We start from the raw sequence: 20163 nt of genomic DNA, 5'->3' as shown, positions 1-20163 counted from the left end.
CTCATCGTTGGGCCTCTCCGTTGATCACTACGGGCTCCCCGCAGAGCAGGGTGTGGCGCACCTTGCCGGTAAGGGTGCGGCCCGCGTAGGGGGTGTTGCGACTCCGGCTGGCGAACGCGTCAGGATCCACGATCCAGGTGGCCGCCGGATCGATCACGGTGAGGTGACCCGGGTTACCGGAGGACACCGGGAGCCCGTGGATGTGATCTACACCGAGGATTCGGGCGGGTTGCCACGACAGCAAGGCGAGCACCGCGGCGATGGGCAGGTCGAGTTCGGTGAGGGCGAGGGCCAGGGCCGTCTCGAGGCCGAGCATGCCGGGCGGGGCCTCGTCGAAGGCTGCTTCTTTCGCCTCCTGCGTGTGGGGGGCGTGGTCGGTGGCGATGCAGTCGATCGCCCCGTCCGCCAGACCGGCTCGTACCGCCACCACATCGGCGGCGGTGCGCAGCGGTGGGTTCACTTTGAACACTGGGTCGTAGGACGCACACTCAGCATGGGTAAGGGTGAAGTGATGGGTGGTGGCCTCACAGGTCACCGGCAGACCGGCGGCCTTGGCGGCCTGCACCATGGCGATCGAACCGGCAGTGGACAAGTGCTGGAAGTGCACGCGGGTACCGGTGAGGCGGGCCAGGGCTAGATCCCGCATCACCATCAACTCTTCCGCTTCGGCGGGTTGGCCGGGGATACCAAGGCGGGCGGACCATTCGCCTTCGTGCATGTGTCCGCCGGCCGCCAGAATAGGGTCCTCACAGTGCTGGGCGAGGATCACGCCGGTGGGTAGGCCGCTGGCGTATTCCATGGCCCTCCGCATGAGGCGGCCATCAGCCACCCCCGCCCCGTCGTCGGTGAAGAAGCGCACGCCGAGGGCGGCCATCTCCCCCAACGGGGCCAGTTGCTCGCCACCGCGTCCCACGGTGATCGCCCCGGAGGTGCGCACGTCGCAAGGGGCGGCCCGTCCCAGTTCGAGCACTTCCCGCACCATCCCGGCATTGTCGATCGCCGGGATGGTGTTGGGCATAGCCAGGATGCACGTGTAGCCGCCGAGGGCGGCGGCGCGGGCCCCGGTTTCGATGGTCTCGGCCTCTTCCTGACCGGGCTGGCGCAGATGGCTGTGCAGGTCCACCAGGCCGGGACTCACCACGCAGCCCGCCGCGTCGAGCACGGTGTCGCCCGGTAGATCGGAACCCACCGCCGCGATCAGGCCGTCTTCCCCAATCACCACATCGGCCACGCGTTCCCCGGTGGCATCGACGACCCGGCCTCCTTTGATCACGATCGTCCCCATCAGCCCGTCACCCCCACCGATGATTCCGAGTCTGTCGCCGACTCGTGGGAGTGCTCCTGATCGGGGGCCTCCTCGGGAACGCCGGGGTCGAGGACCTTGTCGACGCCTTGGCCGAGCAGGAGATACAGCACCGCCATGCGGGTGGCGACACCGTTGCGTACCTGATCCACGATCTTCGAGCGGGGGAGGTCGGCCACTTCCGCGCTGATTTCCACTCCACGGTTCACCGGCCCGGGGTGCATGATGATGGCATCGTCGCGCATGGTGTCCACTCTGCGCAGGGTGAGGCCGTAGAGGCTGGTGTATTCCCGCAGGGAGGGAACCAGGTTCTCAGTCATTCGCTCCTGCTGCATGCGCAGAATCCCCACCACATCGAGACTGGGGAGTACGGCGTCGAGGTCATGGCTCACCGTGACGGGCCATCCGGCCAGGGACGGCGGCAGCAAGGTGGGGGGTGCGACCAGGGTTACCTGCGCACCCAGGGCGGTGTAGGCCAGCACATCGGACCGGGCCACACGGCTGTGCTTCACGTCGCCGACGATGCCGATGTGCATCCCCTCCAGCGAGCCCCGTTCCGATCGGATGGTGTAACTGTCCAGCAGAGCCTGCGTGGGGTGTTCGTGCCATCCGTCGCCCGCATTGATGATGTGCACCCGATTCTCGACCCACCGGGCGATCTGCCAGGGCACCCCGGCGGATCCATGCCGCACCACGATGGCATCCACCCCCATCGCCTCGATGGTGAGCACCGTGTCGCGAAGCGACTCCCCCTTCTTGACCGACGAGGACGACACGCTGAAGGTCATCGTGTCCGCCGAGAGACGTTTGGCGGCCTGCTCGAAACTCAGCCGGGTACGGGTGGAGTCTTCGTAGAACAGCCACACGACGTTCTTGCCCCGCAAGGCCGGCACTTTCGGGATGGACCGCCGCGAGACCTCCACAAAGGTGTCGGTGAGTTGGTGGAGCTGTTCGATGTCGGCACGATTCAAATCGGCGATGGACAACAGGTGCGTCACGGCTTCACCACCTCTCCGAGATCAACACCCGTGGGGCTCACGTTCACAACCTCGTCGCGCCGGGTGGGGAGATTCTTGCCGACGTAGTCCGGTCGGATCGGCAACTCGCGATGACCTCGATCCACCATCACGGCCAACTGCACCGATCGCGGCCGCCCGTAGGCATTGAGAGCATCAAGGGCCGCTCGAATGGTGCGGCCGGTGTAGAGCACGTCGTCCACCAGGACAACGATGGCGCCGTTGAGGTCCATGGGAATGTCGGTGACGGCCTCGGGAAGTACCGGGCGAATCCCGATGTCGTCGCGAAACAGGGCCACATCAAGGGTGCCAACCGGGGGGGTGTGCCCGCCGATCTCCGCCAGGGCCTCGGCAAAGGCTTCCGCCATCCCCACCCCGCCGGTCTGGAGGCCCACCAGAACCACGCTGTCGAGGCCGTGATTGTGCTCGATGATCTCATGGGCCATGCGCCAGACGGCTCGCCGCACGTCGTCGGCGTCCATCACCTGGCTTCGGGCAATAAAAACGCCCCCGAAGGGGGGCGTTGACCGTCGTTCACGTTCGGCCATCAGCCGGTTTCCTTTCTGCCGTCCGGGCCTCACGGGACCCGCTTAACGTCAGAACGGAAGGATAGCACCGAAGGCACCCCGCTCACCATGGCAAGCGGATCCCGACGCGTCCACGGCCGCCCGGGCCGCCGCTTAGCCCGGGCGCACCTGCGTGGCGATCTTGGCGAGCAGCCCATTCACAAAGCGACCGCTGTCGTCGGTAGAAAACCGGGTGGCCAACTCCACCACTTCGTTGAGCACCACCGCAGTGGGCACATCGGAGCGGGTGAGGAGTTCGGCCGTGCCCATGCGCAGGGCGGCGCGATCGAGGGCCGGCATGCGCGACAGCGTCCACCCTTTAGAGAAGGCGCTCATGAGGCCGTCGATCTGCTCTTGGTGTTCGTCCACCGCCCGCACGAGACTGTCGGCAAACTCGTCGGCGGGGACCGGTAGGCGATCAAGTAGTTCGGTGCCGGTGCAGCCTTTGGTTTCGGCCTCATAGAGCAGAGCCAGGGCCCGTTCACGCGCGCGGCGCCGCTCGTCGGCCAGCGACATCAGGCTCGGGTGAGGTACTCGCCGGAGCGAGTATCCACTTTGATGCGGTCGCCCGGGTTCACGAACAACGGCACCTGGAGCACGAGGCCGGTTTCGAGAGTGGCGGGCTTGCGGGCCCCCGAGACGCGGTCGCCCTGAACCCCTGGCTCCGTGTTGGCCACGTTCAGTTCCACCGACGCCGGCAGATCCGACCCCACGATCTCATCGCCGTACATCTGAAGCACCACGGTGGAGCCATCCACGATGTAGTTGGCGGCATGGACAAGCGAGGTAGGCAGCACGTTGAGTTGCTCGTAATTTTCGTTGTCCATGAACACGTAGTCTTCGCCGTCGCGGTAGAGGTACTGCATTTCCCGCTTGTCGATCATGGCTTGCTCAAGTTTCTCATCGGCCCGGAAGGTGCGGTCCATCTGGGCACCGTTGCGCATGTTGCGCAACGTGGTGCGCACAAAGGCGCCACCCTTGCCGGGCTTCACGTGTTGAAAGTCCACGACCTGAAACAGACCGTCGGACAAGTTGAGGGACATCCCACGCTTCAGATCGTTGGTGGAGACAGCAGACATTTCGTTGGGACCTCGGCTCTAGGACTTAGGGGCACGCGTGAGGGTACGACACCCGGATTCGGTGACCACAACGGTGTCCTCGATGCGCACCCCACCATGACCGGGGAGGTACACGCCCGGTTCGACGGTGACGACGTGGCCGGAGAGCAGCGTAGCAGCGTCAGTTGCGGCCACCCTCGGCGCCTCATGGATGTCGAGACCCACCCCGTGGCCGGTTCCGTGGACGAAGGCCTCGGCCCAGCCCGCCGCCGCGATCACCTCACGGCAGGCCGTATCCACCGCCGTGGTGCTCACGCCTGCCGCTACCGCAGCCACCCCGGCGGCCTGCGCCTCACCCACCACCGTCATCATCCGGCGCTGGGTGGCATCGAGAGCGGCGGATCCGCCCACGGCAATGGTGCGGGTCATATCCGAGTGGTAGCCGTCGATCATCGCCCCGAAGTCGATAACCACCAGATCGCCGCGTTCGATCACCCGGCCCGAGGGCATGTGGTGGGGCCGCGACCCGAGAGGGCCAGACGCCACGATCGTGTCGAAACTCACGGCGTCGGCCCCGCCCGTCCGCATGGCGGCGTCGAGTTCGAGGGCGAACGCTGCCTCGGTGGGCCGATGCTCCAAGCCGGGGGCCACGGCCCCGAGCGCCGCATCCGCAATGGCACAGGCGGCTTCGATGCGCGCCACCTCGCCGCGGTCCTTCACGGCCCGAAGGGCCTCCACCAGCCCGGAGGAGGGAACCAGCGTGGTGGAGGGGAACACGTCGTCCACATAGCGCCCTTGTTCGGCCCAACTCACGTGCTCCGCTTCGATGCCGAGATTCCGCACCCCCTCGGCGTGGTCGCTCAGGGCCTGCCGTATCGCCGAGGAGGTGTGACCGATGATCACCTCGGCCATCACCCCTGTGGCGTGCAACTCTCCTCTCGCCTGTTCGTCATAACGGCCGTCGGTAATCAGACTCACCGATGTGGGCCCCACCCAGAGGTAGCCGGAGGAACCAGTGAAGCCGGTGAGGTAACGGACGTTGGTGAGGTGACTTACGAGCAGGGCGTCACAACCCGCCGAGTCCAAACAGGCCTGTAGGCCCCGAACTCGGTTCGGCACTTCCATCGGGGGGACGATCACGCCAGCAGCCGGGCCACCGCCGCCAGCGCCATGGGGTAACCGTGACCACCCAGGCCCGCAATCACCGCCGTTGCCACCGGGGCGATCACCGAAGTGGTGCGCCAGTCTTCGCGAGCGGCCGGATTCGAGAGGTGGAGTTCCACGATCGGGCCTTCGAAGGTGGCCAGGGCGTCTTGCAGCGATCGGCCGTAATGGGTGAGGGCCCCTGCGTTCACCACAATCGCCGCGCAACGACCACGAGCGGCGTGCACGGCGTCCACTAGGTCGCCTTCGTGGTTGGATTGTTGATGCTCCAGGGTGAGGCCGTGGGCCTCAGCCACCGCCTGAGCGGCCGCCACATGATCCGCCAGGGTGGCGGTTCCGTAGATCTCCGGTTCGCGCTCCCCCAACAGGTTCAGGTTGGGGCCACTCAAGAGCAACACGATCGTGGACATCAGATTTCCTCCAGGGCAGCGCGGGCATCGGATTCAGCGACGTCGGAAACCACCTCGACGCCTTCGGGTCCATCGAGCACGAAGGTCAGTCCGTGCAGAGCCTTCTTGTCATGGCGCATCAACTCGATGAGCCGGTCCGGCGCCACTCCAGGGGGTAACGCCGAGTCCAGTTCGTAGGCCGCCAACACCCGGTGGTGCTCCGCCACACGAGCATCGTCGATCCGCCCGAGACGACGAGCCAGCTCGGCGGCGTAGGCCAGCCCCACCGCCACCGCCTCGCCGTGGCGAAGGGCGTGGCCCGTTTCGATCTCGAGGGCGTGAGCCAGGGTGTGCCCGTAGTTGAGAATGACCCGGCCCCGGCGGGCGTGGGGATCCTCGTGTTCGTCGCCGGCCACCACGGTGGCTTTGATTTGTACCGCCGCGGCGATGCGTTCGGGCAGATCAAGGCCCAGCAGATCGACGTCGGCCAGGAAGTGGTATTTCGCCAACTCCCCGCGACCCGACCGCAACTCGCGGTCGGGCAAGGTGGCGAGGGCATCGGTGTCGCAGAGCACCGCGTACGGCTGCCAGAACGCTCCGACGAGGTTCTTGCCCTCCGGAAGATTCACCCCGGTCTTGCCGCCGATCGCCGCGTCCACCATGCCTAGCAGGGTGGTGGGCACATGCACCACGGCCACTCCTCGGTGGTAACTAGCGGCAGCAAACCCGGCCACGTCGGTCACCAGGCCGCCTCCCACGGCCACCACCGCATCGGCACGGGTGAGACCCCAGGCGGCCCATTGACGACAGAGCATCTCCACGGTCGTCAAGGTCTTATGGGCCTCACCATCAGGGATGTCGGTCTGGCGTTGCTCGCAGCCAGAGTGCACGGTGATGCCGATGCCGGCTTGGGTGACCACCGCCACCCGCCCCACTCCCTTGGGCAGTACGGCGGCGAGGTCGTGACGGGCACCCGGCCCGATCCGTACGGGGTAGGTGCGCTCGGCTGCCGCCACCGGCACGATGATCACACCCTCACCGCCTGCTCGTGCGCCAACACCAACGCTGCGATGCTCTCCGCCATGGCCTGCTTAGGCTTGAGGCTTGAGCTATGAAACGGTTCGATGGACACGGTGATGTCGGCCACCTCGGCGTAGAGCGGCGCTCGCGTGGAGTGCAACCGCCTGAGTACCTCTGCCGGCGGCTCAGCCCCGTGGAGCAGCGGTCGGTGGTCCTTGCGCTCCACTCGGCTGGCGAGAAAAGCCGGGGTGGCATCCAGGAAGACCACGGTGATCTCACGGCGCCGCATTCGGGCTCGGTTGTCCGATCGCAACACGAGACCGCCGCCGCTGGCGATCACACAGGGCTCGTGATGTTCGAGCAGTTCTTCGAACGTGTCGGCCTCGAGATCCCGAAAGGCATCCTCGCCGTCACGCTCGAAGATCTCGGCGATGGTTCGGTCGGAGATCTCCTGGAGGGCGGCGTCGGCATCCAGGAAGTGGCGGTCGAGGGTGCCGGCCACCCGGCGCCCGATAGTCGTCTTACCGGAGCCCATCAGACCCACCAGCACCACGTGACGGATCATCGGATCAGCCGAGCGACGCGACGAACGCATCGCGGTTGCGGCGCAACTCGGCCATCGAGTCGCCGCCGAACTTCCGGGTGGCTTCGTCGGCGAGCACGAGGGCCATCATGGTCTCAGCCACCACCCCCATGGCGGGTACCGCCGTCACATCGGTGCGCTCCTTGAACGACACCGTCTCGGCTTTGGTGGCGGTATCCACACTCTTGAGGGTGGGCCGGTTGAGCGTGGCCAGGGGCTTCATGGCGGCGCGGGCCACGATCACCTCACCGGTAGAGATACCGCCCTCGATGCCCCCGGCCAACGACGACTCTCGCTGGTAGGAGGCCGTCTCGGCGTTCCAGTTGATGGGATCATGGGCGTCGCTCCCGCGCCGACCAGCCACCTCGAAGCCGTCGCCGATCTCCACCCCTTTCACGGCCTGAATCGACATGAGGGCCTGGGCGAGCAGGGCATCGAGTTTGCGGTCCCAGTGCACATGACTTCCGAGGCCCACGGGTACGCCGTAGGCCAGTACCTCCACGATGCCCCCGAGGCTGTCGCCGTCCTTGGCCGCCTGTTTGATCTGCGCCACCATCTCCTCTGCCGCTGTTGGGTCGAAACAACGGACGGGCGACGCATCCACCCGGGCCAGATCGCCGGGCCCGGGCCGGCCGGCTACCGGCGAACGGGCACCGCCCATTTGGATGACGTGGCTCAGAATCTCCACATCAAGATCGGCCAAGAGCGCCTTGGCGATGGTGCCCGCCGCCACCCGGGCGGCTGTTTCGCGAGCTGAGGCCCGCTCGAGGACATCGCGCGCATCAGCCAGGCCGTACTTTTGCATCCCGGCGAGGTCGGCATGGCCGGGACGGACCTGGGTAAGGGGCGCCCGCGTGGGGCCGTCCTCAGCGCGCACCGACATCTCCCGCTGCCACTTCTCAGGATCGCGGTTCCACTCGCTGTTGGCCACCTCGATGGCCACCGGCGATCCCAGCGTGATGCCGTGCCGCACCCCACCGACAATGGTCACCTCGTCTTGTTCGAACTTCATTCGGGGGCCGCGCCCATACCCCAAGCGTCGACGGCCCAATTCGGTTTGTACCTGCTCGGTGGCCAGCGCCAAGCCCGCGGGCAGGCCCTCCACGATCACCACCAAGGCTCGCCCGTGGGATTCACCGGCGGTCAGATACCGAAGCATGGCTGGAGGTTACCGGTCGGCCGCGCTGGTACTGGCACCTATTCTGGACGGTAGGTTTCTTCTCCATGGAACCGCATCGCCGCCCATACCCAGGACGGGGAGCGTTGCTGCTGGTGGTAGCCGCCTTGACGGCGGCGTCATGCACCCAGAGCGACCCGCCGACAGCCAAGAAGGCCCCGCCCACCACCGCGGGGCTTCAGGCTATCGCCTGTGAGGCAACCACCGAAGAACCGGTGCTTCTGCCCGATACGCCAGATCAAGGCACCCTCACCGATGCCCTGGCTCGTCCCGATGGGCAACTGGTGGCCATCGGAGATGTGCTGTGGGTTCGCCCCGTCGGGGAAACCACCTGGAGTAGCCAGGCGCGCCCGGGCGGGCCGAAGGATGAACCGCAGGCCATGACCGAGGCCAATGGTGAGGTGTGGGTCGCCACCAGAGACAACTCCACGACCGATGCCCCGGCCCGGATGTGGCGATCGAGCGACCTCGTCACCTGGACCGAAACTCCCTGGCGGTTGGATGGTCATACCGGCGACACCACCCTGAGCGCGCTCGCCCATGACGGCGGCCGTTGGTATGCCCTGAGCGGAGCGGCCAACGGCAGGACCGCTGAGCTAGTCACCTCGTCGGATGGCCAGAACTGGACGACGGCCAAGGTGCCTCTTTCCCCACCGTCGGCACCCGACGACAATAAGTTGATGGATTTGGAGGCCACCGCTGCCGGGGCGAGCGCAGTGGGGTTTGTGGTTGGTAACCCCATCCGCCCGTTCCTGGCCGACTGGCCAACCGACGATGAACCAGTCACCGAGATCATCAACAACACCGACCTCGCCGATGTCCGCCTGTGGGGATTGGCCACCCGCCCCGATGGGCGTGTACTCCTGGCGGTGGATCGCATCCGGCGGAATGACGACGGCGCCGACGTTGGCTTCACCGCCGGCGTGTTAGAGCTCACCGCCGACGGCCAGTTCCGCGTCGTCAAGATTCTCCCCAGCACCGATGCGTATTACACCGCAACCAATCTGGTGGTGCGCGGCGATGAGGTGGTGGTCTTTGGCTCGATGGGAGCAGAACGGTCATCACTGGTGCCGGTCACCTGGACCGTGTGCCTGGCCCCCGCTTGACCATCGCCTCCAACGGGGGCCGCTACACGTAGAGGTGCTCGAACAGGCCCCAGCCGGTCTGGTTGCCGATGGTGAACTTGGACACCGAATCCACGATGCCGAACATGGCGGCGCGACCCGTCTCCGACGCGAGGTCGTAGACCTTGCCCTGAACCTCCAGGTCCCCCTGATACGCGCCGTGTTTCCAACCGTCACCGTCGAAGCCGTAGCCCGTCCCCACTCCAATGTGCACGGGGAGCACCGGCTCCACCTGCACCACGAGGTCCCCCAGGCGAAGGGTGCCTCCCTCGACCAGCCCGAACAGGCCCGGACCGTTGGCATTCCAGCGCAGATCGTGCTCCGCCCGACCCAGGAAATCGACGCGACCGTCGGGCCAGAGCCGTACGGCTTCCTCCAGCACCCGGCTGCCGTTTTCGCGCTCCTGGCAAATGAACACCAAGGCATGGTCGGGCATCCGGAAGGGGGCGTAGAGCCAGCGAAAGGCCCCGGCGGGATGGCTCGTCAGATTGCCGGGGGCCTCGGGTTCACCCACCGGCCGGATACCCCAGGAGCGGTCGCGACTACCCCACCAATGGTCCGGGGTCACCTCCAAGCGATCGCCGGCCACGTCGATCCACCCACTCCATGAACCAAGTTGGGCGAAGCGGCAGGCATCCAGGAACGCGCGGCCATTGGCGTTTCGATCTACGTGCGGGGGTTCCTGAAAGGCCGGGACATAGCCCTCCCAGGTGAGGTCGTAGGACAGGCCATGTTCTGGGGCATCCAGGGTGCAACGCAGCGTCTTGAGCCCCTCCACCACTTCGACTGCGAACGGGCCGACCGACGTATCACCGCGGTGGCGACCTAGTTCACGCGAGGCTCGCACCACCCGATGCTCATCGCCGCGCCGCACCACCGCGAAGGCATCCTGCACCCCGAGATTGGGATACTGGCCCATGCCCATGACGAGGAACATTTCGTCGGAACATGGGTGGCAGTTGAAGTAATAGCGGTCGTAGAAGTTGCGGTCGCTGGTGCCCGGTTGGCGAACCGGGTGAGCGACTTGGTGGATCGGCAGGTCGTCGAGGGGCGAAAGCATCAGATCTCCTTGGGGTGGTGTGGCACGAAAGCTGGGCCGTGGGTTAGGAACGCTCGGCGAGCATCTCGGCCAGCAATCGGGTGCCGGTCTGGTCGAAGGCGGCATCGGCGGCACCGGGGAACACCCCACTCGCATCGAGGAGCATCATGACCCGCACCATCACCGAGGCGTAGCGGGCCGCCCCCAGGAGTTCGTACCAGCCCAGATGGGTAGCGGAGTAGCCGCTGGCCTGCTCCCAACGGGCGATGGATTCAGCTCGACTGGGTAGCCCGGCGAGGCGCGGTACTTCGAAGGCCATGGTGTGATGACGATCCAACAGGAGAAACCACGCCAGGTCCTGCACGGGGTCGCCATAGGTGACCATCTCCCAGTCCAAGACTGCGGCCACCTGTTGGTGCTCGTCGAAGATCATGTTGCCAATGCGCGAGTCGCCCCAGCACAGAGCGGGCCGCTCGATCGCGGGGGGAAGGGAAGCTTCGAGGATCGCAAAGGCTTCATCCACCACCGGATAGGGAACATCCCCGCCGGCGAACCGGCGGTACTCCCGATCGAGTTCCAACTGCCGAGCCGGCGACACCAGGGCGAGCCACTCGAGCCCCAACGCCTCAACCTCAAGCCGGTGGATGGCGGCCATCGCATCCAAGCCGCTCTCCCATACCCGGCGCTGGCCGGGGCCGTCGAGGGCGTGCATCCATCCTTCGCCGTGATAGCCGGGGTTGTCGGCCGGCACCTCGCCCGCCACGCGATCCATGCACACGAAGCGTGCTCCGAGCACTGTCGTGTCCTGCTCGAACCACCGCACCGTGGGCACCGCCACGCTGCCTTCTGCCCCCAGCGCCTGCATCACCGAAACCTGCGCATCGAACGCGGTGGCGGGGAACACGGTGTGGCCGGTGGGTTCCACCCGAATGGCGAGGCGATGCACCTCACCCTGCCACTGCGCGTCAAACAGCAAGGTCTCGTTGGAGAACCCCGACAAGCCCGGAATCGACACCTCCCCCACCGTTACGGCGGTGGCCCCGGTGCGCGCTTCGAGCCATGCCGCCAGGTGGGCCCGAGTGAGGCTTGGGTCGCGTTCGGTAGACACTGCCATTTCGGGGCTCCTCCCTGGCGGTCGGCGTGAAGGGATGTACCAGGTTCGTTCTAGTTCAACCCTGGAGACCCACCGCGCCAAGCAGCACGAGGTAGCACCCCACGGCCAGGGCCGGTCCAAACGGAAAGGCACCCCAAGCTCGGGTGACGATTTGTGCCACCAGGCCGAACACCACACCGAAGGCGCAACCCAACATCAAGGCGTAGAGCACCAGTCGCATCGGGCCCACGATGGGATAGGACAAACTCCAGCCCATCCACCCGAGGTAGAGCCCCATGAGGAGAGCCAATTTCACATCTCCGAATCCCATGCCGCGCGGATACACGACGTGTGGCAGGAACAGCAGGAGGAAGTAACCAGCGCCGCCGGCCAGGCCCGCCTTGAACGGGCCCAAATCGTCGCGGTACCAGGAGATGGCCAACAGGAGTGGAAGGGCCAGCGCCAGAGTGGGGAAGATGATCCGATCCGGGATGCGCAACAACTGAATATCGATCACCGACACGGTGATCAGCGAGGCCGTGAGGAGCAGCAAGGGGATCAGTTCCAGTGAGGGGTACTGCACCGCCATGGTCGCAAAGGTCGCCACGGTCACCAGTTCCACGGCGAGCCACCGCCGGGGCAACGGACCCTGGGCCGCTCGGCCGGCACGAAGTAGCCACGGTTGGGCCGGTATCCCCAGCCAGGACAACGGTACCGCCGCTTCACCTTCTCGCTCCCCGTGGAGCGGCGCCCGCGAGGGCACCCGGTCGATGAGCACGTTCAGAACCGGGGCCACGAGCAACCCGACCAGGCCCGCCGCCAGCACCACGGTTGTAGTTACATCCATTGGCATGCCCAAGAACCTAACGAATCGGCCTCAGGCATCGAGACCGGAGGTGAGGTAGCGCAGTTCGTTGGGGTCCACGGCCCGGTCGGCGGCGTCGCTCACCGTTACCTGGCGCTCGATCACCAACTGGGCCAACGACTGATCCATCGTCCCCATTCCCATTGCTGGCCCACCGAGCATGGCCTTCACCAGGCTGCCATGGTCGCCCTCACGGATACAACGGACCACCTCTGCGGTGGGCTTCATGACTTCAGTGGCCAGGGCGAACCCTCCGTCAATCGCCGGCACCAACTGCTGCACCACGATACCGCGCAGGGTCGTAGCCAACTGGTGCCGTACCTGGACCTGCTGATCGGTCGGAAAGATGTCAACCAAGCGCTCCAGCGTCTTGACCGTGTCGAGGGTGCGGAGCGTGGCCATCACGAGATGGCCCGTCTCGGCGGCGGCGAGCACATGGCGCACGGTGGCGACATCGGGGATCTCCCCCACCACCAGAACATCGGGATCCTGCCGCAGCGAATAGCGCAGACCCGATTCGAACGTAGCGGTGTCTTCCCCCACCTCGCGCTGATTCACGATGGCGGCCCGGTGTTTGTGAAGAAACTCGATCGGCTGTTCCACCGTGAGGATGTGGCAGGCGCGGGCCCGGTTGATGCGGTCGACCAAGGAGGCCATGGTGGTGCTTGTTCCGGAGCCGTGCGGCCCGCATACCAGCACCAGCCCTTTGGTGTGGTCGGCCCATCGGATCACGTCGGCGGGCAGACCGAGGTCCTCGGCGGAAGGAATCTCCGCTGGCACCAAACGCAGGACCGCCCCCACCGAGTCGCGTTGAACGAACGCCGATACGCGGAACCGGCCGCGTCCGGGGATGGCATGGGAGGTGGCCAGCTCGCCCTCGGCCAGGAAGCGTTCGCGTTGCTTTTCCGTGAACATGCCGAGCACCAAACGCCGCACCTCGGAGCCATTGAGCGGCGCCATGTTCGCCATCCGGCAGAGTTCGCCTTGCACCCGCACCGCCGGTGGCGCACCCACCGTCAGGTGGAGATCAGAGCCACCGGTGGCCAGCACTTGATCCAATAAATCGTTGAGTTGCAAACCGGATGACCCCGGCGCGGCGGTGGCAAACGTGGGCGCGCCCGCCTCCTCGGATCCTGATCCATCAGACTGACCCACGCCATAGATCTGCTCGACGAGCGCCAGTAGGTCGGCCCGCACCGCCACCGCCGGGAGAATGGGCACCCCCAACAACTCGGCGAGCGCGGCCACGGTCGGCTCGTCGCCGGGGTCTTCCATCGCCACGAGGAGGCCGGCAGTGCGCCGTTCCAGCACCACGGCAAGATGGCGTCGGGCAAATGCTTCGGGCACGAGCCCCCATACATCGGGCAGGATCGACCTCTCAACGAGGTCGACGTAAGGCACCCCAAGTTCACTAGCCACCGCTGCCATGAGATCCTGCTCACTCACGAGCTGATCGATCATCAAAAGATTGCTCAGGTGGACGCCGTCGCGGGCTTCACGGGCCAGAAGTTCGTCGAGGGCATCGCGAGAGAGCACGCGCCGAGCCACCAGGAACTCACCCAGTCGTCGAGAAGAAATACGCATCGTCAAACCATGCCCCATGCCACTTGCGGGCGTCAGTGATGCCCTTAGCTCTTCACCGACGAGAGGAACTTCACCAACATGCCGCGGCCAGGCGACACCTCGCTGGCTTCGGACTCCACGTCGTCGGCTTCCGCCTCGTCCGAGGTCGCCAGGCGAACCGCTTCGGCTGCCTGGGGGGAGAGTTGGGCGAGTTGACGCGTGATGTCGTCGGGGTCGGCGCTATCCCCCTGACTGTCACGCAACCCGGGAAAGGTCGCGGCCGGATCTAGTAACTCATCTTCCACGGGGTCATAGGACTGAGCGGGGGCGAGGCTGGGGAACTCCAGGGGCACGAAGCGCTCCGATTCGGGCAGGACCGGGGCCACCGTCCGGGCGGGACGAGCGACGGCTTTGGGAGCCTGCACCGCCACCGGCACCGTCGGCGCCGGGACCGGATCGGCAGTCAGCGTCGGTGCCGGGACCGGATCGGTAACCAACGTCAGTGCCGGAACCATCTCGGGGGCGTCCGGGGTGACCAGAACGGGGGCGACTGGATCCACCGCCAGGATCCCCAACTCCACGAGTTCCTTGATGTTTCGAGAAGCCGCCACTTCACTGAGCTCGAGTGTGTCGGCCACCGCGTGCATCGTGGCGCCACTGGCCACCGCCACGATGGCATCCCACCGGGGTTGAGTGATCATGATCTCCTCGCCCGGGAGCACCTTGGCGAGCCGAACCCAAACATCCATCGAGGGCACCACAGTCTGGATCTCCCGCCATTCGCCCAGGAGTGCCTCCGCGGCTTGCAGGAGCGTCATCACGTCCTGACCGAGGCTGGGGCCGCCGTGCGCAACCTCCGGTTCGAAACTGAACTCGCCGTGGTCAAAACGAAGCAATTCGAACAGCGCAGCCACCGGTTCGCTGGACTGGGGGGCGTGGGGTACCTCCAGGGCCGACACGGTGCCGTCGCTCACCCACACACTTCCGCTACCGCGCTCCCCACTGAGGCGGAGGCAGCCGGTCTTCTTCGCCGTAGCGAGAAGAGCCAGTACGTCGGGAAGAGCGAATGTGTCCAGCGTCCCCTGAAGAGCCACAATGTCTCCTGTGTCGATGAATGTTTTCCTAGTTATCGGCAGGATTCCCCGGGAACTCAAGCCCAACTTTCCTCTAGGCAGGCCGGCGCTCGCCCAGCGCCGTTCCCGCCGCCAGCCGCATGGCCGCCAACGGCGGTTCCTCCCCGGTCCAAGCCCGGAAGGCGTGCGCCGCCTGGTACACCAGCATGCCAAGGCCATGCACACTGCGCAGGCCCTGGGCGGTGGCCGCCACCATGAGGGGAGTCGGGGCCGGGTGGTACACGAGATCGAACACCACCTGACCGGGGGCGAGCAGGGTGACATCGAACGGGAGCGGCTCCGGCCGACCCCCCGGGGTGGCCGCGAGCCCCATTCCAAGCGGGGTGGCGTTCACCACCAGGCTCGCCTCGGCCAGATCGGTCATGCCCCCCACGCGAGCAGAGTCACCGGCGATGACGGCGGCGCGCTCGGCGGCGGGGGCCGATCGGTTCACGATGGTCACCCGAGCCCCCGCCTGGGCCAGGGCGCGGGCCACGGCGCGCCCGGCTCCCCCGGCTCCCACCACCACACAAGCTTGCCCCTCGATCTCGATGCCTTCGTCGATCCGCAGAGCATCAAGAAATCCAGCACCGTCAGTGTTGTCGCCGTGGAGTGCGCCAGCGCGCTGGGTCACACAGTTGACCGCCCCCAGCAACGCCGCGTCCTCCGACATGCTGTCGAGGGCGGGAAGAATGGCCGCCTTATGGGGCATCGTCACCGACACCCCCTCGATCCCCAGCGCCCGCAGTGCCTCCATGGCGCTGGTCGCCCTTCCCTCGGGTACCTCGAAAGCAAGGTAGGCCCAGTCCATGCCGGAGGCCACAAAGGCTGCGTTGAACATCACCGGCGATAGGGAATGGCGGATCGGAGACCCGATCACCCCGGTGGTACGGGTTCGGCCGGTGAGCGTCACACCACTGCTCCTATCCACATCCAAGACCTAAGGCCGCACAGCGCTGCTTCGCCTTGATGAACTCGGAGTTGCTGTCGGTGAAGACATGGTTACCGGACGCATCGGCAAGTACGTAGTACGTCCAGGGCCCCTCGGCGGGGTTGAGGGCTGCCACGATGCTTTCCCGCCCGGGCGAGGCAATCGGTGTTGGCGGCAGGCCCGTCACCAGGCGGGTGTTGTAGGGCGAGTCGCTGGTGAAATCGATATCGTCGCGACTGCGACCGTTCAAGACGGCCTCATAGCGAGAGGTGGCGTCGATGCCCAACGGGATGCCCTGGCGGAGTCGGTTGTAGATCACCTGGGCCACTTTCGCCCGCTCCGCGGGCACCTTGGTCTCCTCCTCAATGAGTGAGGCGACGATGAGGATTTCGTAGGGCGAGAGGTTGAATCGGGACTGCGCCGTATCAACCTCCAACTCGATGAGGGTTTGATCCAATAGATCCACCATCTGCTGCAGCACCATCTGGGCATCGGCGTCATCGGCCACCCGATACGTCTCCGGGAACAGGATGCCCTCGGAGGAGGGCAAGCCCGGACCCAGTACCGACGAGACGATCTGCCCGTCGGTGAGCAACCCTGCCATGACCACCGGGTCTAAGCCCAGGCCCTCTTCGGTGGAGGCAAGCCGGGCCAGCGTTTCGGGTACTGTGAGTCCCTCGGGCACCGTGAAAGACCGCTCCTCGGCCGGACGGGGACCCGCGGCGAGCACGTCGATCACATCGGCCATGGCGGAGTTCTGGCGGAGTGCGTAGATCCCCGCCTCGAATGGGCCACCGCCGTTGATCCGGAGGTACCAATCCCATACCAAGGCGCTGCCGATGATGCCCTCGCGCGCCAACTGCGCCCCGATGGAGCGAGAACTAGCGCCCACCGGCACAGTGATCTCCTCCTCAGCGCCCGGGCCTCCCGGCGGCGTCACTTGACGGCTCACCCACAGCGCGGATCCTCCGAGGACCACCACGGTGACGAGGGCCAGGCTGGCCAGCACCACGAGCACGCGCCGACGCCGCGATGGCCGGGGTTGGTCTTGGATTCCATTGTCGTCTACGGCGACTTCGGGCGGGCGGCGTGTCGCGGAGAAGTGGGCCGGCGGATTGCTCACGGTGGCCCATCCTCACTCGCCGAACTCAGGCGGCGGTGATCAAGCCACCCCTGCAGCATGATGGCGGCGGCCACCTTGTCCACCACCCGGCGCCGAGCGTCTGCCTTCAGGTCCTGGGTCATCAGGTACTGGTCGGCGGTAACGGTGGTGAAGCGCTCGTCCCAGGTCACCACCGGCAGTCCGGTGGCCTCACCGATCTCGGTCGCTTCGTCCAACGCAGCGGCCGCCGCGGGTCCTACGGTTCCGTCGAGCGACAGCGGTAGCCCCACCACCAGGCATACCGCCCCGGCTTCCTCCGCCAGGGTGGCGAGCCGAGCGTGGTCGAGCGTCCGACTCCCTGAGCGAGGTACCACCTCATAGGGGGTGGCGACGGTGCCCTCCGAGTTCGCCAGGGCCACGCCGATGCGTTTGGTGCCGAGGTCGATGCCCAGTGCCCTCACTGGTTGCTCAGGCCGATCGCTTGGCGCACCGTCTCCAAGGCGGCGTCGATGCCTTCGGCGTCTTTCCCGCCCGCCACGGCCAGGATCGGGTCTTGGCCGCCGCCGCCCCGAATGAGTTGTTTGGCCGCTTCCAGCAGGGCTGATGCGTTGAAGCCGCTATCGGGGGCCACCGCGGAGACCATCGCCGCTCCCCCGGCTTCGGGCGCCGTGGCGAGTACCACCACCGCCAGGCCCTGGTCCCGCAGGGCCAGCGCCAGATCACGCAGCGTGTCGCGCTCCATCGGGGCGACACGAGCCACCAGGACGCCGTCCACCGCCTGGCTCACGAGAGCCCCGGCCTGGCCGCCGGCGGCGTCGCGCTTGAGGGCCTTGACCTCCTCGCGCAGGGCCTTGATGTCCTCGAGTCGCTTACGAGCGCCCTCCACCACCTCGCCCACCGGCACGTTGAGCACCTCGGCCAATTCCGCCAGCACCCGTTCCTCGGCGCGGATGCGATCAATGGGCCCCAGGCCCGTGATGGCCTCGATGCGTCGCAGATTCGACCCGATCGATGATTCCGAAACGATTTTTACCGGGCCGATGTCGCCCAGTGCCGCCACGTGGGTGCCGCCGCACAACTCGGTGGAATGGGGCCCGGCCTCCAACACCCGCACGATGTCGCCGTACTTGTCCCCAAAAAATGCGATGGCCCCGGCGGCGGTGGCCTCCGCTTTCGTGGTCTCGTAGTGACGTACCGGGCCGTTGGCGAGGATGTCGTGATTGGCCAGGTCTTCGATCTCCTGTATCTGGGCCACGGTGAGAGCATCAGAGGGGCCAAAGTCGAAGCGAAGACGTTGCGGATCCACCAATGACCCTTGCTGCTTCACGGTGTCGCCCAGCACCTGCCGGAGGGCCCAATGGAGAATGTGGGTGCCGGTGTGGTTACGCCGAATGGCGCTCCGGCGTTCGTTATCGATCCCGGCGGTAGCCACCTGCCCCACCTCAATGGTTCCAGCGGTGGGGCGCACTACATGGCGGTGCAGGCCGGGGAGGCCGTAGGTGGTGTCCACCACCTCACCGGTTCCGGTGGCGGTGGTGAGGTGACCGGTGTCGCCCACCTGGCCACCGGACTCGGCGTAAAACGGGCTGCGATCCAGAAACACCGACACGGTGCCGTCGTCGGCGGGCACCACCGCCAGCACTGTCACTTCGACCTCGATCTCCTCGCGCCCCACAAAGGTGGTCACGCCATGGTCGTCGAGGATCTGTTGGAAACTGGTGCGGTTGGCGTACAGGTCGCCCTTCTTGCCCGCGTCTTTGGCGCGCCGTCGCTGCTCCCCCATCAATGCTCCGAAGGTATCCAGATCGATGCCCACTCCGCGCTCGGCGGCCATCTCCTGGGTGACCTCCACCGGGAAGCCGAAGGTGTCGTGGAGTTTGAAGGCCACCGCGCCGGGCACCTCGGTCGCACCGGTGGCGAAGGTCTCCTCGAGCAGGGTTACCCCCCGACTGAGGGTGGTACGGAAACCGCCCTCTTCCCGTTCGATGATGCCCAGCACCGCGTCGCGGTTGGCGGCGAGGTCGGGGTAGGCGTCGCCCATCGTGTCGATACAACTCACGACGAGCTCTGGGAGCACCAGATCGTTCACGCCGAGGAGGTAGGCGAATCGCACCGCGCGGCGAATCAGGCGACGCAGCACGTAGCCGCGATCCTCATTCGACGGAATCACGCCATCGTTCACGAGGAAGGTCATCGTGCGGGTGTGGTCAGCCAACACCCGCAGCGCCCAGTCGGTGTCGGCTTCGGTGCCGTAGGTGCGCCCGGTCACCGACTGCGCGGTGTGCAGGAGCGGAGCCATGATGTCCACGTCCATGACGGTGGGGACACCCTGCAGGAGCATGAGCCAACGTTCGAAGCCGGCGCCGGTATCCACGTTCTGAGCAGGCAGGGGGGTAAGGGTGCCGTCGGCGTGGCGGAAGTTCTGCATGAACACGAGGTTCCAGAACTCCACGTAGCGGTCGGCTCCGCCGTGGGCCGGGCCGCCGGCCTCGCCCCATTCCGGACCGCAGTCGTAGTGGATCTCCGAACACGGACCGCATGGTCCGGTCTCGCCCATCTCCCAGAAGTTGTCCGGGCCGAGGCGCTGGATCCGGTCCATCGGGATCCCGATCTCCTCGTGCCAGATCGCCGCGGCGGTGTCGTCGCTGAGATGCACGGTGGGCCAGATGCGATCCCCGTCGAAACCGGCCGCCAGCACTAGTTCCCAGGCCCACTTGATGGCGTCGAGTTGGTAGTAGTCGCCGAAACTCCAGTTGCCCAGCATCTCGAAGAAGGTGAGGTGACGGCGGGTGCGGCCGATCTCGTCGATGTCGTTGTGCTTCCCCGCGAGGCGCACGCACTTCTGAATGGTGGCCGCCCGCGGCGGCGTGAAGGGCACCGGTTCTTCCCCCAAGAAATAGGGAACGAACTGCATCATCCCGGAGTTCGTGAACATCGGGGCGGTCGGGTGGGTGGGCAACAGGCTCGACGAGGGCGCCAGCGTGTGGCCGTGGGCTCCGAAAAACTCGCTCCAGATCGATCGCAGCCCGGATGCATCCATGAGCGATCGATCCTACCG

The 20163-nt window shown here is 66.4% G+C and carries 20 protein-coding genes; 1 reads left to right on the top strand and 19 read right to left on the bottom strand.

The features are described from left to right. Position 1 precedes the first annotated feature (1 nt). From EXQ71_07015 to EXQ71_06970, 10 genes are all read right to left on the bottom strand, one after another. On the bottom strand, positions 2-1285 hold the full coding sequence (locus EXQ71_07015) for a dihydroorotase (GenBank protein MSO87258.1): 1284 nt from the start codon (positions 1283-1285) through the stop codon (positions 2-4). Next, positions 1285-2301 carry an aspartate carbamoyltransferase catalytic subunit gene (locus EXQ71_07010; protein MSO87257.1) on the bottom strand — a complete coding sequence of 339 codons (1017 nt, stop codon included), beginning with the start codon at positions 2299-2301 and terminating at the stop codon, positions 1285-1287. Before EXQ71_07010 ends, EXQ71_07015 begins: the two co-directional genes overlap by 1 nt. Further along, positions 2298-2867 (bottom strand): bifunctional pyr operon transcriptional regulator/uracil phosphoribosyltransferase PyrR, encoded by a 570-nt coding sequence (pyrR, locus tag EXQ71_07005; protein ID MSO87256.1) that lies wholly within the window; start codon positions 2865-2867, stop codon positions 2298-2300. The genes EXQ71_07010 and pyrR overlap by 4 nt, the downstream gene beginning before the upstream one ends. 132 nt (positions 2868-2999) lie before the next feature. Beyond that, positions 3000-3401, bottom strand: coding sequence for a transcription antitermination factor NusB (nusB, locus tag EXQ71_07000; protein ID MSO87255.1), 402 nt, complete (start codon positions 3399-3401; stop codon positions 3000-3002). After that, complete coding sequence (gene efp / locus EXQ71_06995) at positions 3401-3964, bottom strand: elongation factor P (GenBank protein MSO87254.1); 564 nt, start codon at positions 3962-3964, stop codon at positions 3401-3403. The genes nusB and efp overlap by 1 nt, the downstream gene beginning before the upstream one ends. An 18-nt stretch (positions 3965-3982) precedes the next feature. After that, positions 3983-5068: an aminopeptidase P family protein gene (locus EXQ71_06990; GenBank protein ID MSO87253.1), complete on the bottom strand. Its 1086-nt coding sequence runs from the start codon at positions 5066-5068 to the stop codon at positions 3983-3985. Between the two features lie 11 nt (positions 5069-5079). Continuing rightward, entirely contained in the window at positions 5080-5517 is a 438-nt protein-coding gene (locus tag EXQ71_06985) for a 3-dehydroquinate dehydratase (GenBank protein MSO87252.1), read from the bottom strand. Beyond that, positions 5517-6527: a 3-dehydroquinate synthase gene (locus EXQ71_06980; protein MSO87251.1), complete on the bottom strand. Its 1011-nt coding sequence runs from the start codon at positions 6525-6527 to the stop codon at positions 5517-5519. Before EXQ71_06980 ends, EXQ71_06985 begins: the two co-directional genes overlap by 1 nt. Beyond that, on the bottom strand, positions 6524-7111 hold the full coding sequence (locus EXQ71_06975; GenBank protein MSO87250.1) for a shikimate kinase: 588 nt from the start codon (positions 7109-7111) through the stop codon (positions 6524-6526). The genes EXQ71_06980 and EXQ71_06975 overlap by 4 nt, the downstream gene beginning before the upstream one ends. Next, a complete protein-coding gene (locus tag EXQ71_06970) occupies positions 7086-8258 on the bottom strand; it encodes a chorismate synthase (protein MSO87249.1) in 1173 nt (390 codons plus the stop codon). The genes EXQ71_06975 and EXQ71_06970 overlap by 26 nt, the downstream gene beginning before the upstream one ends. Before the next feature lie 65 nt (positions 8259-8323). Here EXQ71_06970 and EXQ71_06965 point away from each other — a divergent pair, with 65 nt between their 5' ends. Continuing rightward, positions 8324-9382 carry a hypothetical protein gene (locus EXQ71_06965; protein MSO87248.1) on the top strand — a complete coding sequence of 353 codons (1059 nt, stop codon included), beginning with the start codon at positions 8324-8326 and terminating at the stop codon, positions 9380-9382. A gap of 22 nt (positions 9383-9404) precedes the next feature. On the opposite strand, the gene EXQ71_06960 is transcribed toward EXQ71_06965, so the two are convergent. Genes EXQ71_06960 through alaS form a run of 9 tightly spaced genes read right to left on the bottom strand, consistent with a single transcriptional unit; the run spans position 9405 to position 20145 of the window. Further along, on the bottom strand, positions 9405-10460 hold the full coding sequence (locus EXQ71_06960; GenBank protein ID MSO87247.1) for a hypothetical protein: 1056 nt from the start codon (positions 10458-10460) through the stop codon (positions 9405-9407). A gap of 43 nt (positions 10461-10503) precedes the next feature. Next, entirely contained in the window at positions 10504-11553 is a 1050-nt protein-coding gene (locus EXQ71_06955; GenBank protein ID MSO87246.1) for a phosphotransferase family protein, read from the bottom strand. A gap of 55 nt (positions 11554-11608) precedes the next feature. Next, entirely contained in the window at positions 11609-12385 is a 777-nt protein-coding gene (locus EXQ71_06950) for a prepilin peptidase (protein ID MSO87245.1), read from the bottom strand. A gap of 24 nt (positions 12386-12409) precedes the next feature. Beyond that, positions 12410-13999: a PilT/PilU family type 4a pilus ATPase gene (locus tag EXQ71_06945; protein MSO87244.1), complete on the bottom strand. Its 1590-nt coding sequence runs from the start codon at positions 13997-13999 to the stop codon at positions 12410-12412. Between the two features lie 26 nt (positions 14000-14025). Continuing rightward, positions 14026-15252 carry a DUF4388 domain-containing protein gene (locus tag EXQ71_06940; protein ID MSO87243.1) on the bottom strand — a complete coding sequence of 409 codons (1227 nt, stop codon included), beginning with the start codon at positions 15250-15252 and terminating at the stop codon, positions 14026-14028. After that, entirely contained in the window at positions 15128-16009 is an 882-nt protein-coding gene (gene aroE / locus EXQ71_06935; GenBank protein ID MSO87242.1) for a shikimate dehydrogenase, read from the bottom strand. The genes EXQ71_06940 and aroE overlap by 125 nt, the downstream gene beginning before the upstream one ends. After that, positions 15996-17126 carry an endolytic transglycosylase MltG gene (mltG, locus tag EXQ71_06930; protein MSO87241.1) on the bottom strand — a complete coding sequence of 377 codons (1131 nt, stop codon included), beginning with the start codon at positions 17124-17126 and terminating at the stop codon, positions 15996-15998. The genes aroE and mltG overlap by 14 nt, the downstream gene beginning before the upstream one ends. Beyond that, entirely contained in the window at positions 17123-17566 is a 444-nt protein-coding gene (gene ruvX, locus EXQ71_06925; protein MSO87240.1) for a Holliday junction resolvase RuvX, read from the bottom strand. The genes mltG and ruvX overlap by 4 nt, the downstream gene beginning before the upstream one ends. Next, positions 17563-20145, bottom strand: coding sequence for an alanine--tRNA ligase (alaS, locus tag EXQ71_06920; protein ID MSO87239.1), 2583 nt, complete (start codon positions 20143-20145; stop codon positions 17563-17565). Before alaS ends, ruvX begins: the two co-directional genes overlap by 4 nt. Positions 20146-20163: the final 18 nt, after the last annotated feature.

It is taken from the genome of Acidimicrobiia bacterium, from assembly GCA_009694375.1.
GTDB lineage: Bacteria > Actinomycetota > Acidimicrobiia > Acidimicrobiales > VFJN01 > VFJN01.
The sequence above is the reverse complement of the archived record's forward strand: the minus strand, read 5'-3'. Positions and strand labels throughout refer to the sequence as shown.

Bases quoted from the DNA above. Each gene is read 5' to 3' on its own strand.
- efp (MSO87254.1), bottom strand. From the start codon at position 3,964: ATGTCTGCTGTCTCCACCAACGATCTGAAGCGTGGGATGTCCCTCAAC.
- EXQ71_06985 (MSO87252.1), bottom strand. From the start codon at position 5,517: ATGTCCACGATCGTGTTGCTCTTGAGTGGCCCCAACCTGAACCTGTTG.
- alaS (MSO87239.1), bottom strand. From the start codon at position 20,145: ATGGATGCATCCGGGCTGCGATCGATCTGGAGCGAGTTTTTCGGAGCC.
- EXQ71_06945 (MSO87244.1), bottom strand. From the start codon at position 13,999: ATGGGGCATGGTTTGACGATGCGTATTTCTTCTCGACGACTGGGTGAG.
- EXQ71_06965 (MSO87248.1), top strand. From the start codon at position 8,324: ATGGAACCGCATCGCCGCCCATACCCAGGACGGGGAGCGTTGCTGCTG.
- EXQ71_06990 (MSO87253.1), bottom strand. From the start codon at position 5,068: ATGGAAGTGCCGAACCGAGTTCGGGGCCTACAGGCCTGTTTGGACTCG.
- pyrR (MSO87256.1), bottom strand. From the start codon at position 2,867: ATGGCCGAACGTGAACGACGGTCAACGCCCCCCTTCGGGGGCGTTTTT.
- EXQ71_06950 (MSO87245.1), bottom strand. From the start codon at position 12,385: ATGCCAATGGATGTAACTACAACCGTGGTGCTGGCGGCGGGCCTGGTC.
- EXQ71_06940 (MSO87243.1), bottom strand. From the start codon at position 15,252: ATGGCCTTGGCATGCTGGTGTACCAGGCGGCGCACGCCTTCCGGGCTT.
- nusB (MSO87255.1), bottom strand. From the start codon at position 3,401: ATGTCGCTGGCCGACGAGCGGCGCCGCGCGCGTGAACGGGCCCTGGCT.
- EXQ71_06975 (MSO87250.1), bottom strand. From the start codon at position 7,111: ATGCGTTCGTCGCGTCGCTCGGCTGATCCGATGATCCGTCACGTGGTG.
- EXQ71_06970 (MSO87249.1), bottom strand. From the start codon at position 8,258: ATGCTTCGGTATCTGACCGCCGGTGAATCCCACGGGCGAGCCTTGGTG.
- EXQ71_06955 (MSO87246.1), bottom strand. From the start codon at position 11,553: ATGGCAGTGTCTACCGAACGCGACCCAAGCCTCACTCGGGCCCACCTG.
- EXQ71_06960 (MSO87247.1), bottom strand. From the start codon at position 10,460: ATGCTTTCGCCCCTCGACGACCTGCCGATCCACCAAGTCGCTCACCCG.
- EXQ71_07015 (MSO87258.1), bottom strand. From the start codon at position 1,285: ATGGGGACGATCGTGATCAAAGGAGGCCGGGTCGTCGATGCCACCGGG.